We start from the raw sequence: 13756 nt of genomic DNA on the forward strand, positions 1-13756 counted from the left end.
TCCGAAAGCTTAATATGTTGGGCAAGCGCCCTTTTTATTTCGATTGATCCACTAACTCCAGCTTAGCGGGAATTGATGTTTTCACGGTTTTACCTTGAAGTACATCCTTGGCTGCCTGCACCGCCAATTGACCAATAAGCTCGGGTTGCTGAGCTACAGTGGCTGTCAGTTTCCCTTCCTTAATTGATTTAAGCGCATCCTCGTTACCGTCAAAACCGATAACTGGAATGTCCTTACCTGAGCTTTGGATTGCTTCGATGGCACCCAACGCCATTTCATCATTGTGGGCAAATACAGCCTGAACGTCCGGATTGCCTTGCAGCAGATTTTCCATCACGTTCAAACCTTTGGTTCGATCAAAATCGGCCGATTGTTTAGCTATGACTTTCAGATCCTTATCTGCTACTTCATGGAAGCCTTTCCCACGTTCTCGGGTAGCGGATGCTCCTGGAACACCTTCCAGCTCAATCACTTTGGCACCTTTTCCAACTTGATCAATTACATATCGGGCAGCCATTCGTCCTCCCTCTACGTTGTCTGAAGCGACGAGTGCTTTTACGTCTCCTTTGTCAGCAGAACGATCCAGCGTAATAACCGGGATGTTCAATGCATTCGCTGATTGTACCACTGTGGAGATAGCCGACGAATCTGTCGGATTTATAAGTAACGCGTTTACTCCCTGTTGAATCAGATCATCCACGTCATTACTTTGTTTCGCCGAATCATTTTGTGCATCCACAACAATAACCTGCATTCCTTGTTTTTTGGCCTCTGCCACAACTCCGTCTTTGAGAGAGACGAAGAATGGATTATTCAGCGTTGAGATCGATAGGCCAATTTTAATGTCCTTCAGGTTTGCGGCCGCTTTAGGTTTCGCCCATTCGGGCGGTTCCAAGGAACACCCTGTCATGAGCAGGAGCAGCAAGGCAGTCATGATTAATGTAAGCTTTTTCATATTTATGTGTCTCCTTCTACGCAGATTAGGTGTTTTATGCGGATTTTTTACGGTCAATCAATACAGCAATAGCGATGACGATCCCTTTTACCACCATTTGATAAAAAGAGTTAACCCCTAGCAAGTTCAAGCCATTGTTTAGCGTACCGATGATAAGCACACCAATTAATGTACCTACGATTCGTCCGCGTCCTCCCGAGAGGCTTGTTCCACCTAGTACGACAGCCGCAATGGCGTCCAATTCATAAGAAGTACCTGCTGTCGGTTGAGCCGAGTTCAAACGTGAAGTCAGAATAGCTCCCGCCAATGCGGAAAGCATTCCAGCCAGAGAGTAAATCCAAATTTTTACACGTGGTACTTTAATACCAGATACAATCGAAGCCTTCTCGTTACCACCAATGGCATACGTTTTACGTCCGAATGGTGTTTTATGCAAAATGATCCACAGGACAGCAAAGGTAATGAGCATCGTAATCGCTGGAACCGGAATACCGAACTGATAGCCACGTCCGAACAATTGAAATACCAGACTGTCTCCGAGTCCTGTAATAGGGTTACCATTGGTATAAACGAGTGTCAATCCTCTGAAAATGGTCATGGTTGCTAGTGTAGCGATAAACGGAGCCATTTTACCTTTCGTAATCATCAAGCCGTTGACCATCCCCATCACGCCACCCAATGCACAACCGATGATAATCGCCAAAATAGGATCGAACCCGGCCAGCATCATATTTGCGACAAATGCACTGGATAGTGCTAATATGGAGCCGACTGACAAATCAATTCCGCCTGTGAGAATAACGAAGGTCATACCGAACGCAATCAGCGCATTAATGGATACCTGGCGCAATAAGTTCAGAATATTAAGCGGTTCCAAAAAGCTGGGATTTAAGACCGATACGATGATCACCAAAATAATGAGTCCCAACAACGGGCCAAGCTTCTGTGTGATTTGTGACATTTGAAAGCCTTTGCTGCTTTTTGATTCATTCATAGTTGTCATATTACTGTCCTCCTGTAGCTAGCGTCATAATATTTTCTTGTGTAGCTTCTTCCCTGCTCAGCTCTCCGCTGATCTTTCCCTCGTGTACCACGACAATACGATCGCTCATGCCGAGTACCTCAGGGAGTTCCGAGGATACCATGATAATCGCGACTCCACGTTCAGTCAGCTCGTTCATTAACTGGTAGATTTCCCGCTTGGCTCCCACATCCACACCTCTCGTCGGTTCGTCAAGAATGAGTACATTCGGACCAATACCTACCCATTTGGCAATAACCACCTTTTGCTGATTACCACCTGACAAACTGCGAACCGTTGTCTCACCCGATTGGGTTTTAATTTGTAAGCGCTTAATTAGAGTGTTAACAAAATCCAATTCTTTTTTGCCTGATATAAATCCTTTTGAGGTAAAGCTGAAGAGATTTGGCAGCACCATATTTTCCCGGATGGAAAAATCCAGCACCAAGCCCTCATCTTTCCGGTCTTCTGTAATGAAGCCAATCCCTAGTTTCACCGCATCATCCGGCTTACGAATAGACACCTTTTTTCCACGCACATGAATCTCACCACGATCCAAAGCATCCAGTCCAAATAACGCCCGCATGATCTCAGTCCGCCCCGAGCCCATCAAGCCTGAAAAACCTACAATTTCCCCAGATCGTACAGTGAAATTCACATTTTCAAATAACCCTTTATGCGAAGCATTTTTGACCTCCAGCACCACTTCTCCCAATGCAGGCGTTCTTACTGGGTAGCGTTCAGTCAGCTCTCTACCCACCATTTTCCGTACAACCTCATCAAAATTCGTATCGGGAATCGCCTGAGTATCCACCGTTTTCCCGTCACGCATGATGGTAATCCGATCACAGATCGCGAATATTTCCTCCATCCGATGTGAAATATAAACAATCGAAACACCGTCTTTTTTCAAGGAAGTAATAACCTCGAACAGCTTCTGAATTTCCCGTTCGGTTAAGGCGGCTGTCGGCTCATCCATCACGATAACTTTAGCATCTGTCATGAGTGCTTTGGCAATTTCAATCATCTGCTGTTGACCCACTGAACACTCGCCTGCTTCACCGTTCAATGGAAGGTTTACCGAAAGCTTGCTGAATTGTTCATTTGCTAGCGCTTTCATTTTGGAGCTGTCTAGTAAGCCCCACTTGGATGTCATTTCCTTGCCGATAAACAGATTTTCCAGCACAGTCATCTCTGGCCACACATTCAGTTCCTGATGAATAAAAGCAATTCCTTTTTGCTCCGCTTCTTTGGGGTCAGCAAAATAGGTTTCCTGGCCGTCAATGATGATCGTTCCCTCATCTCGCCGATGCAGTCCGATTAAAATATTCATCAGCGTTGATTTGCCTGCACCATTTTCACCCATGAGGGCATGTACTTCTCCTTCACGAAGATCAAAGTGAACACCACTCAGTACCTGATTGGTTCCAAAGGCTTTGTGAATTCCTTTCATTTGAATCTGCATGCTGTACCCTCCTTTGTATTCAACACTGATTTATCCAAAATGAACTCCTGCCTGCAAAATACAATTGGCATACGGCTTAGCTTCTCCTGTACGAATGATCGCCTTTGCATAACGGGTCAGCTCCTTGAATTGTTCATGAGAGCAAAACTCAATGACGGCAGCCTGCTTATTAATCTGTGGCTGTTCTAATTGCTCCCCTGCAAAGTTGTGCATAATATACTGTAATGCTTGCTCATTTTCTTGTTTGATTTCTTCGGCCAGCGTTACTTTTTCGATCACCATATCTGCTGCAATGACATCAACGACGTCCTGAAAGGATGGAACACCCAGTTTAAGGGCCAAATCAATTTTGGTAACGCCTTCAGGAACAGGTAAGCCAGCATCAGCCACGACAATATAGTCAGTGTGGCCGAGATCCGACAGTATTTTGGATATATGACTGTTTAGGATTCCATGTTTCTTCATATTATATTTGCTCCTCCACTTCACGACGGGTTGGCATTCCACCTTGGGCTCCAAATTTGGTTACGGACAATGACGCAGCACGATTAGCAAATTTCACACTGTCGGCCAGCGATTTTCCTTCGGCCAGTGCCACTGCAAAAGCAGCGTTAAACGTATCTCCTGCACCTGTTGTATCAACGGCCTCTACTTTATAAGTAGGAACCACGACTTCCTGTTCTCCGTCGAAGAATCGTACACCGTTGCTGCCCTCAGTCACAAACAGCTTGTTGGGATATTTACGCAACGCTTCTTGCAGGCTCATATCCTTAAACATAATGGCAGCTTCATGCTCGTTTGGCGTAATGTAGGTCGCATTCGCAATTACGCTTTCTTCCACTTCACGAGCCGGGGCTGGGTTCAGCAACAAGGGTATCTGGTATTTCGCACAAATCTCGCTTACGTAAACAACCGTTTCTGTTGGTATTTCCTGTTGAATTAGCACAATATCCGAACTTCGGATGACGTCAAGCGCTTCTTCCACATAGGCGGGTGTCACTTCATTATTTGCTGCTTTTACCACAACAATACTGTTATCACCTTCAGCTAGTACAATATGCGCTGTACCGCTTTCCATATGTGTAACCGGTTTCACATAGCCAGTATGAACATGATTTTCTTCAAAATTTCGTAAAATCTGTTCTCCAAAATGGTCATCCCCTACACGTCCAATCATCGTAACGTTTGCTCCGAGTCGTGCTGCGGCTACTGCCTGATTGGCTCCTTTACCTCCAGGTACGGTTGTAAAGCTTTCACCCAATACCGTTTCACCAGCACCGGGACGTTTGGACGAAGTAACTACGAGATCCATAGAACTGCTTCCGATAATCGAAATTTTAGCCATCATAATCCACCTTTCTCGTCGTTTCCCGTTCTATAAATTTGACGGGCAATTGTATGCTTGAATAGGTAAGTACTTTCGAATGAAGATTAGGTACGCTTGACTTCGTTACTTGTGACTGCTCAATCAACTGAATGAGTAGTCCTGCTGCTTCCCAGCCCATTTCATAAGCAGGTTGTCGGATCGTTGACAAAGGCGGGAATAACAAACTGCTTAATGGTATATCATCAAACCCGATAATTTGAACATCATCCGGGATTTTCTTTCCTAATCTATGTGCCTCATGCATCACCGCTGTAGCCACGATATCGTTACTTGCGATAACTCCGTCCGTATCCGGGTACTTGCTAAACAGCTCTTTGGCCCACGACTCGGCCTCATTGAACGAAAAGGACGTTGTCTCGACCACATGGTAAGCAATTCCGGATTGCTGAAGCTCTTCAACCGCCCCGCGAAAACGGTCTTGTGCTGGACGAATATGTGCAGGGCCCTGCATGACTGTAATTTGTTTGCTGCCGCGGGCAACCATTTCTTGAGCAGCCAAGCAACCGCCATGGGCTCCATCCGCATATACGGAGAGGCTGTCACTGGAAGTTCGATCGAGAAAAACGACCGGGATCTTCAGTTTGGCGTAACAATCGGCATCGGGATCATTGGTAGAAGAAATAACACCAACGACATTATTTTGAACAAAAGTATCCATGTAATCCAATTCTTTTTGACGATCTTCATCACTATTACCGAAAATAATCCGAAAATCATTTTCCTGCATTCGATCCTCCACTCCACGAGCTAACAATGGAAAGTAAGGGTTCGTAATATCCGGCAGCAAGAGACCGATTAATCTGGATTTCTTTTTATACAAAGAACGTGCAACTTCATTAGGCTTGTAATTTAACTGCTTCACAGCAGCCTCAACCTTTCGCCGTGTATCCTCGTGTACATATCCAGTTTCATTAATAACTCTGGATACGGTTGCTACGGAAACTCCTACAAAGCTGGCGACTTCTTTAATTGTTGTCATAGTGTAAGTTCAACTCCAATGTGTAACCGGTTACACATATAAAATATCACAGCATTAATTTTTTGACAAGCATTAATTATTTGCACGTTGGATACTTTAGCTTTATAATTCTTATTGTAACTAATGGAGTTTCACCTTTAAACACATTCTAAAGTGGGGAGCACTACTCTACTCCCGGTTACTCAATAAAATACGTATACATGGAGGCTTTTCCTGATGAATATCGAAGTTTGGTCTGACTATATGTGTCCATTCTGTTATATTGGCAAACGCCGTTTGGAGCAAGTATTACAGAAATTCCCACATCGCGATGAGGTTCAATTGACATTCAAGAGTTTTGAATTGAATCCGAATGCTGTGAGAGATAGTGGTAAAACAATCAATGAAGAACTATCAGCTAAATATGGCGTCAGTCTGCAAGAGGCTCAGGCTATGAATGATCGAATGAACGAAAACGCACGCTCTGCGGGTCTTGATTACAATATTCATGCCATGGTGCCGACAAACTCTCTTGATGCTCACCGCTTAACACTATGGGCTCAAACACAAGGCAAAATGCTAGAGCTGAGCGAGCGTTTATTCCAGGCTGTTTTCATCGAAGGCAAGCATACAGGGGATCATGAAGTGCTGGCAGCGCTGGCTACTGAAGTTGGTCTAGATCAAAAGGAAGCTGCTGCTATATTAGCCAGTGACCGTTTTACCGACGAAGTTAGAGCTGATGAAGCCGAAGGCGCTGAGTTGGGTGTACAGGGTGTGCCATTCTTTGTATTTGATCGAAAATTTGCTGTTTCTGGTGCCCAGCCGGAGGAAGTATTTCATGATGCGCTTCAAAAAGCATGGGATGAACGCTCACCTTTCACCATGATAAGCGGCAGCTCGTCCAAACAGGATACAGGTGGTGTATGTACCGATGAGGGTTGTGAGCTTCCAGGCCGCGAGAGCTGAACAGTCCTTGAATGAACATTTCCAACTCCCTAAATAAATTTTACAAAAGCGTGCCCGCACCCATTAAACCTGAGGCTGGCACGCTTCTTTATTTTATAATGATTTAATCATTCCGCCATCCACAAGGATGGTGCTCCCTGTCAAATAGGATGAAGCTGAAGACGCCAGAAAAGCAACAACTTTACCGAACTCTTCAGGCTCTCCATACCGTCCCAATGGAATGCCCTCTTCTGCTTGTTTTCGAACCTGATCCGTCGTTTGCTGGGTTTTCTCAGCTCGATGCTCGTCCAAGCTACGCACGCGATCGGTTGCAATTCTCCCCGGTGCTACAGTATGTACCAGAATATTATGAGGAGCTAATTCCAGAGACAATGTTTTCGCCAATCCAGCGACTCCAGTACGTAGCGTATTTGAAATGATTAGTCCCGGAATTGGCTGCTTAACTGAGGAAGAAGCAATATTTAAAATCCTACCGCTTTGTTGTTTTTTCATATAGGGTAACACCTCACGGATCAACCGGATATGACTAAGTAAATTTTGTTCAAAGGCCTGCATCCACACTTCATCTGTAAAATCATCAAAGGTACCAGCAGGTGGTCCACCCGCATTGTTAACTAAAATATCGACAGTGCCAAACCAATCGACTGTACGACGGATGGCCTGAGTGATATGTTCTGGTTTTGTTACATCGCAAACTACATATTCAACTCGGCTACTCGCTGTTTTCAGTAATTCCGCCTGCGTTCGCTGAAGCTCTGCCTCGTTCCGTTCTGAAATGACGACATTTGCACCCTCACGTGCCAGTTCCCTTGCGCTTGCCTTGCCGAGTCCTTTACTGGAACCTGCAACAAAAGCTGTTTTTCCCGTTAATCCTAAATCCATCTATGACACTCCCTTTTCTCAGTGTTCTTTAATTGTACACATGACCAGCACATAATGCGAATAGCCTGGTAGTGTCATAAGGCTATCTATCTTCTCACCATTAAAAAGAATACGAAATCAATCATGCAAAGTAAAACAAAAAGGCCTGACATTTAGTCAGGGGCCCTTTTTGTTTACAAAATGTTTGTTACAGCACGTTATGATGTTGATGCAGGTGTTGTTGACTGCTCGTATACGACAACGGACTGGCTCTCAGGCTCCCATTTAACATTTGTCCCCAAGGCCTCTCCGATTACCCTTACAGGTACCATTGTCGTCCCATCCACTATGGATGCTGGCTGTTCGATAGAATACGGCTGACCGTTTATATATGCTTTCGGACTATTAACAAATAATTTGACGGACACGCCATTACGGGTGACAGTAACAGCCTTTTCTTGTGAATCCCAGGAAACCTTTGCATCCAAAGCTTCGGAAGCTGTTCTAAATGGAACAAGTGTGGTCCCATTGCGGTTAATCGGTTTGGCATCGTATTCTTCACCATTCACGAACAGCTTCATACCCGACGGCCGTCCTGCCTTCTTCGAGAATTCACCCAGCTTTTTGTAGCTGTCCAGATCGGACACATTAGCCAGTACCGCCTCCTCCTGCATGTAAACGGCATCTGTCACATTTCCGTTTTCAGCCAGTAGCTCAGCTGCCTCAGTCAGTGCTTTACCAGAATTCCGGATCAATTCAAGTTCAGCAACCTGCTCCGAAGTCAAACGGTCCGGGTATTTCGTAAGCAGCAGATTCGCAATAACCGCTCCTGCCGGCTTATCCTTCGTATTTTCTACCGCGTGAAGCAGGCCCTTGTAACCGTTGCGTCCCTTGTGACCATTATGGTCTTTGGACTCCCCGTATGTATCATCCGTTACTGCAACAGGTTCAGTTTTTCTGATTTCTGCGTGTTTGTCTTTTTTACTGTTTTCGTCCTTTTTACCGGATGCTTTATCCTTTTGTTTTTCGGACTGATCATTGTCTGAGTCATGGGGATTGATTAGCTCTTCCCCGCTCTTTTCATTCCCGTCTTTAACAGACGTCTTTGCTTCCTGTTTGTTCTCCTGATCATTTCCGCGTCCCTGCTTGGCTTCAGCGGTTCCCGCTGTCAATCCCAAGACCAGTATACACGCTAGTAAAGCTGTCCAAGTGTTTCTCATGATGCGATTCCTCCTTATAGTAAAGACCGGACTCAAATGTCCCTAGATGTATTAACGGCTTCTCTAAGCTGATTTTTTATCTTTTCTTATCTAATGTGTGAGACACCACTATAGCTGCAGTCCAGATTGCCAAAACCACTATAAAATTTTATTATGCGCCTAACCTATTTACACAGTATAATGAGAAAATGCCCATGCATTTTTAAGAAACGGCCTTTACATTCGCATAATAGAAAGAAGATGAAACAGACATGTTCGGCACCATTCTTTTGGACGTTGTTTTACCTATTTTTGTACTTATCGGTTTTGGTTGTATCATGCAATATTATTTTCGACTGGATTTGTATACCTTAGCTAAAATCAATTTTTATTATATCACCCCCGCAGTTGTGTTTACGGGTCTATATAACTCGGAAATTTCTTTAATGCTCATGGGTGAGGTTTCACTTTTTTATGCCTTGTACATAGCTATTCTGTACGTAATCAGCACTACCGTCGCCAGATCGTTGAAATACAGCCCCGGAATGCGTGGAGCTTTTACAAACAGTGTAATGCTAGATAATTCAGGAAATTATGGTCTGCCAATCAATCAGTTGGTGTTCAAAGGTGATCCGCTGGCCATTTCCGTTCAAGCTCTGATTATGACCTTTCAAAGCTTTGTCACATTTACATACGGTACTTTTGTTGTGCAAAACGGCAAGGCCAATACTCGAAAAATATTAATTAATTTTTTAAAAATGCCTGTTCCTTATGCACTTGCGCTAGGTTTGCTCCTAAATCTGCTGCATAGTCCGTTGCCTAATATACTGGCTGAACCTTTGAATTATATTAGTCAGTCGATGGTTGCTGTGGCTCTGCTTACTTTGGGAGCACAAATTGTGCAATATCCCTTTCGTTTGCGCCGGACAGCCGTGTATATCAGTATGATACTACGCCTGATTGCAGGTCCACTAGTCGGTTTTATGCTCGTCTTGCTGCTGGGTCTTAAGGGGATTCCCGCTCAAGCCTTGCTCATTGCATCGGGTATGCCTACCGGCGTTAATACAAGTATTTTGGCGGAAGAATATAAAAATGAACCCGATTTTGCCGCACAAACAGTATTACTTTCTACGATTATGAATGTCATTACGATGACATTGTTAATTTCAGCATCCCGGCATCTTGTTTAAGGTGTATGATAAATATAAAAAATTTGATTAGAGACGCTTTTTGTCTAAAGACAGGAGCGTTTTTTTTGAAATAAAGGAAACTTATGTTCCTATTAGTTTTCCTTTTTTCTACTTAAAGTGGTGTGTTTGCTTTGTGGAGATTGTATGCGAGAAGGAGTTTTTTTCCTATTATGAATTTTTCATATAATGAAATAGTTATATATTTAAATTTGAATCTCTATTATTGCTGTTTTCAACTTGTCGTTGCTTTTTCCCCGAAAAAAGAATGCGGGACAACAAGATCGTCAAAAATAAAGCCAGCTCACTCATTAGAGTGGCTGACTTAGGATTATCCTTATTAAGGTTTAGGGCTCAATTCCCCATTGCTTGCTTCCAGACAGATAAGCGGTTATTTTATCAGAATCTTGTAAACTGTTTGCTGTAGGATTAAATGAATAATCATCGGTCTGTGTGTAACTGCTCCAGTCCTCTTTGGATATCCGGGTTTGCAAATCCACACTTTGACCAGGCTCTAAAGAACCCGCAGCCGATTTAAACCCAATTTCTGCATAAGAATCTGCCCCTGGCTTCGCATTGGATAATGTTTTGAAGCTAGCAATCACATTCCCTGTACCGGCGCTCGACCAATCCGTGAAGAAATTTTGTGTTTTCTCCCCGTTAATGGTGTAATAATAACGCAATGTCACGTCTGCTAGGGAAATGGATGAGGTTCCCGTATTGGTTATCTTAAATTTGGAACTGATTGTATTGCTTGTGGCGGATACATTCCCATTGAAGGTTTGCACCTTCAGAACGCCCTCGCCTGTTCCCGGCTCACCTGGCGTATCTCCTTTCACCGTAATCGTAAACAATGCATCATTGCCTGTACTAAAATGGAAGTTTAGTGCTGTCTCTCCTTTAGGAAGTTTAGATAAATACTTGTTGGTAAGAACGACTGTTTCCTCACTAAGCGTATAATCTTCACCTTTGTTCAACACCATATTCCCCTGCTTGATAGCTTCTAGCGTATTGCCGTTAAGTGTTAGCTTGACAGTAATATCCGTATTGCTGTTATTCACTCCATAGGTTGCAGTCGTTGGTGTAATACTTGCTTGTCCGGTAGATGGCTGATCACCACCCACACGATCTGCCACCATAATGCCGCGGCCATTCGTTCCCAGATAAGCACGTCCATAAACCCGTGGGTCCCCAATAATTTTGGTCACTCGAGCATATTGATGTTTGTCATCATTAATGCGCGCCCAGTTTGCACCAGCATCGTCCGATCGGTAAAATCCACGTGTACCATCAATTTTACCAACGATAAATACCGCTGCATTCGTGCGGTTCGGCGCTGCCTTGCCAAAGCCTACAAAATCCGCTTCCTGCACATTAGAGAGCTTGGTGAACGTAGCGCCGGAATCTTTGGAATGCCATAAACCATATGGCCCCCCATCCTCGGAGCCTCCGGCTAACCACACATCTCCTTCTGCTCCTCGTACAGCATCAATATCAGCATTGCCTGCTGTCGGTAAGCCAGTTACCGCTGAAGGCGTAAAGGATACGCCTCCATTGGTGCTCACATATATTTTCCCGGAGGCAAATGCGTAATATTTATTAGGGTTCACTCGGTCAGAGACGATCTTTGCATTTGCTGGAATCCCTGTGCTTACTGTCCATGAGTTGCCGCCAGTTTTGGAGTAAAACACACCTTTGTCTGATGTACTCCACAGCAAGCCATTACCATCAGCCGCTACGGCGATACTGCCTCCTCCTGCTGTACCCGAAGGCTCGCTATTTGCTTTATACCAGTTGGCTCCGCCATCATTGGAAAAACCGATGGATTTGGCATTTGGATCTTTTTTGTAATCCGCTTTACCTACCCGGGCCATAAAGGAAGGGTTCAGTTCGGCATAATCAATGCTTTCGCTGCTTGTAAAGGTCGGATTATCCAGCATTTTAGCTGGAGCCTTGAATAAATCGTCATGTCTGAATCCAGAGACATCACCTACTGCGCTTACCAAAGGCGCACCGGTTGGAGGGCTCACCAGGTCCAAAATCGCCGTTTCCTCTATCCCTTTAGCGGCTACTGAAATATCCAGCTTCCCGCCTTTATCCCAATTGGTCAGATTTTTAGAGCCATAAATCGTAGCTCCGGTGCCGTACAACATATGGTCTGAATTAAATGGATCTATCTCCAGATCACCGATCATCCACCCCAGCTTGGGCGATGCTTCCGGTGGAGCAGGGTTGGCATTGAAAGTCAGCCAAGGCGCACCACTTATATCCAGATTATATTTCAGCTTGCGAGACGGATAACCATCAAATTCCCAAATAGGACTCCAGGTTGCCCCACTGTCAGTGCTGCGGTAAATCGTTTCATCCGGCCACCAGGCATTCAACGTAGCAACCATAAGTGTACCTGGCTTCTGGGCATCCACCGTCAGTCCACCATATCCAAAATGGTTGTCCGCGCTACTGCTACCTATGGGGCTAATGTTAGTCCACTGCTCGCTGGCTGTATTCAATTTCCACAGTTCACCCTTTAATCCATCATATGGACCTGCTCCATCGCTATAAGAAATATACAGATTGCCGTCCGGTGATAACACACCGTGATGTGGCAAATAGCCCGTAGGCTGTCCCGCTATAGCAGACCAGGTTGTCCCGCCATCTGTACTGCGATAGACACTTTGCTTTTTATCTGCTACACCTACATAGATCGTCTGCGTTGCTTTACTGGAAGAGCCTGTTTTTTTGTCAAAAGTGATCCAGGCTAAACCGACAATGTCGCTGGTATATTCATTGGAAGGGTCCTGTACATACGTCCCTGGATTTGGGAAGCTGCTCACCTTGCTCCAAGTTACTCCGAAATCAGAGCTTTTCCATAGTCCATTACCACTTCGAGCTCCAAAGAACAAAATATTATTCTTATTTGGATCAATCGTCAGACGTTCCCCCATCGAGCGCCCCGGCATATTGCCCCCCACCTTAAAAGGAAGCTTGGTTGTCTGCCACGTATTGCCCCTGTCGGTGGAACGCATAATTTGCCCGTTTTGTTTATCCCATGAATTAGTATACGTACCTGTAGCTATATATACACGATTTGGATCAACAGGATCTGTCGCTAGTGCATCGACACCATTTTTGTTCCAATCCTCCCAGCCCACAGAATCCGTCAGCGGAATCCAACTCTCATTGGCAGCATTCCAGCGGTAAGCCCCTCCAATATCTGTCCGTGCATAGATCAGGTCTTTTTCCGTTTCATTAAAAATAATGCCAGGTACAAAACCACCACCTCCACCCGTAACGACACTTTTCCAACTGTAATCGTCACTTGGAGCAGCATGAGTCGGCGCTATCATTCCTGTCCAGGAAGTACCCGCTACCACAAGCGCCAAACAAGCAACTTTCAACCTGTTTTTTGCCTTAGTCAATGAATTCAACCTCCTTCTTCATAATCATTTGAATATACGAGTCATTTTGAGATAAAAAGTAATCAGCAGATTCTGAATTCGTCCTATCGTTATCGTTGCTTCTCACAATTCTGACAAATGTTCTCTTAGACTCACCCCCATTCATCCCAATAAATAGGGTGCAACATTCGCTTTGTTAGCGCTTACATTGTTGTCTTGCTCAATAGATTCGTCATCTTTTTCTCATTTCCTTGTGCGAAAAATCAAGATAATGCGATATTATCTCCTGCTCCGCAGCTTATAGTACGAGGTTTAGACTTCATTCAGAGTTAACACCTTTTATTTATTTCTATTATGAA

The 13756-nt window shown here is 44.5% G+C and carries 11 protein-coding genes; 2 read left to right on the forward strand and 9 right to left on the reverse strand.

Annotation, left to right across the window (positions count from 1 at the left end; genetic code table 11):
• Window positions 1-34: 34 nt before the first annotated feature.
• From rbsB to NSQ68_RS13565, 6 genes are read right to left on the reverse strand one after another with little or no spacing between them, the layout of a single operon-like run.
• Window positions 35-955, reverse strand: coding sequence for a ribose ABC transporter substrate-binding protein RbsB (gene rbsB, locus NSQ68_RS13540; RefSeq protein WP_342426243.1), 921 nt, complete (start codon window positions 953-955; stop codon window positions 35-37).
• 34 nt (window positions 956-989) lie between these two features.
• Window positions 990-1958, reverse strand: coding sequence for a ribose ABC transporter permease (gene rbsC, locus NSQ68_RS13545; protein ID WP_013310465.1), 969 nt, complete (start codon window positions 1956-1958; stop codon window positions 990-992).
• A 1-nt stretch (window position 1959) separates the two neighbouring features.
• Window positions 1960-3441: a sugar ABC transporter ATP-binding protein gene (locus NSQ68_RS13550; RefSeq protein ID WP_342426244.1), complete on the reverse strand. Its 1482-nt coding sequence runs from the start codon at window positions 3439-3441 to the stop codon at window positions 1960-1962.
• Window positions 3442-3471: 30 nt separating this feature from the next.
• On the reverse strand, window positions 3472-3906 hold the full coding sequence (rbsD, locus tag NSQ68_RS13555; RefSeq protein WP_342426245.1) for a D-ribose pyranase: 435 nt from the start codon (window positions 3904-3906) through the stop codon (window positions 3472-3474).
• A 1-nt stretch (window position 3907) separates the two neighbouring features.
• Window positions 3908-4786, reverse strand: a complete 879-nt coding sequence (rbsK, locus tag NSQ68_RS13560) for a ribokinase (protein ID WP_342426246.1) — start codon at window positions 4784-4786, stop codon at window positions 3908-3910.
• Window positions 4779-5807 (reverse strand): LacI family DNA-binding transcriptional regulator, encoded by a 1029-nt coding sequence (locus NSQ68_RS13565; RefSeq protein ID WP_342426247.1) that lies wholly within the window; start codon window positions 5805-5807, stop codon window positions 4779-4781. The genes rbsK and NSQ68_RS13565 overlap by 8 nt, the downstream gene beginning before the upstream one ends.
• A 216-nt stretch (window positions 5808-6023) precedes the next feature.
• Here NSQ68_RS13565 and NSQ68_RS13570 point away from each other — a divergent pair, with 216 nt between their 5' ends.
• Complete coding sequence (locus NSQ68_RS13570) at window positions 6024-6752, forward strand: DsbA family oxidoreductase (protein ID WP_342426248.1); 729 nt, start codon at window positions 6024-6026, stop codon at window positions 6750-6752.
• 93 nt (window positions 6753-6845) lie between these two features.
• Here the strand turns inward: NSQ68_RS13570 and NSQ68_RS13575 are convergent, their stop codons facing one another.
• Together NSQ68_RS13575 and NSQ68_RS13580 are read right to left on the reverse strand one after the other, a co-directional pair.
• Complete coding sequence (locus NSQ68_RS13575; protein WP_342426249.1) at window positions 6846-7634, reverse strand: SDR family oxidoreductase; 789 nt, start codon at window positions 7632-7634, stop codon at window positions 6846-6848.
• 197 nt (window positions 7635-7831) lie between these two features.
• Window positions 7832-8833: a copper amine oxidase N-terminal domain-containing protein gene (locus NSQ68_RS13580; protein ID WP_342426250.1), complete on the reverse strand. Its 1002-nt coding sequence runs from the start codon at window positions 8831-8833 to the stop codon at window positions 7832-7834.
• Between the two features lie 251 nt (window positions 8834-9084).
• Between NSQ68_RS13580 and NSQ68_RS13585 the strand changes: the two genes are divergently transcribed.
• Entirely contained in the window at window positions 9085-10002 is a 918-nt protein-coding gene (locus tag NSQ68_RS13585) for an AEC family transporter (RefSeq protein WP_342426251.1), read from the forward strand.
• A 344-nt stretch (window positions 10003-10346) separates the two neighbouring features.
• Here the strand turns inward: NSQ68_RS13585 and NSQ68_RS13590 are convergent, their stop codons facing one another.
• Window positions 10347-13418: a X2-like carbohydrate binding domain-containing protein gene (locus NSQ68_RS13590; protein ID WP_342426252.1), complete on the reverse strand. Its 3072-nt coding sequence runs from the start codon at window positions 13416-13418 to the stop codon at window positions 10347-10349.
• Window positions 13419-13756: the final 338 nt, after the last annotated feature.

Origin of the sequence: Paenibacillus sp. FSL L8-0158 (assembly GCF_038592965.1) — a bacterium.
Taxonomy (GTDB): domain Bacteria; phylum Bacillota; class Bacilli; order Paenibacillales; family Paenibacillaceae; genus Paenibacillus; species Paenibacillus polymyxa_D.

What these genes read in the sequence shown, in the direction of transcription:
- NSQ68_RS13565 (WP_342426247.1), bottom strand. Translation starts at nt 5,807, where the DNA reads ATGACAACAATTAAAGAAGTCGCCAGCTTTGTAGGAGTTTCCGTAGCA.
- NSQ68_RS13550 (WP_342426244.1), bottom strand. Translation starts at nt 3,441, where the DNA reads ATGCAGATTCAAATGAAAGGAATTCACAAAGCCTTTGGAACCAATCAG.
- rbsD (WP_342426245.1), bottom strand. Translation starts at nt 3,906, where the DNA reads ATGAAGAAACATGGAATCCTAAACAGTCATATATCCAAAATACTGTCG.
- NSQ68_RS13575 (WP_342426249.1), bottom strand. Translation starts at nt 7,634, where the DNA reads ATGGATTTAGGATTAACGGGAAAAACAGCTTTTGTTGCAGGTTCCAGT.
- rbsC (WP_013310465.1), bottom strand. Translation starts at nt 1,958, where the DNA reads ATGACAACTATGAATGAATCAAAAAGCAGCAAAGGCTTTCAAATGTCA.
- NSQ68_RS13585 (WP_342426251.1), top strand. Translation starts at nt 9,085, where the DNA reads ATGTTCGGCACCATTCTTTTGGACGTTGTTTTACCTATTTTTGTACTT.
- NSQ68_RS13580 (WP_342426250.1), bottom strand. Translation starts at nt 8,833, where the DNA reads ATGAGAAACACTTGGACAGCTTTACTAGCGTGTATACTGGTCTTGGGA.
- NSQ68_RS13570 (WP_342426248.1), top strand. Translation starts at nt 6,024, where the DNA reads ATGAATATCGAAGTTTGGTCTGACTATATGTGTCCATTCTGTTATATT.
- rbsK (WP_342426246.1), bottom strand. Translation starts at nt 4,786, where the DNA reads ATGGCTAAAATTTCGATTATCGGAAGCAGTTCTATGGATCTCGTAGTT.
- rbsB (WP_342426243.1), bottom strand. Translation starts at nt 955, where the DNA reads ATGAAAAAGCTTACATTAATCATGACTGCCTTGCTGCTCCTGCTCATG.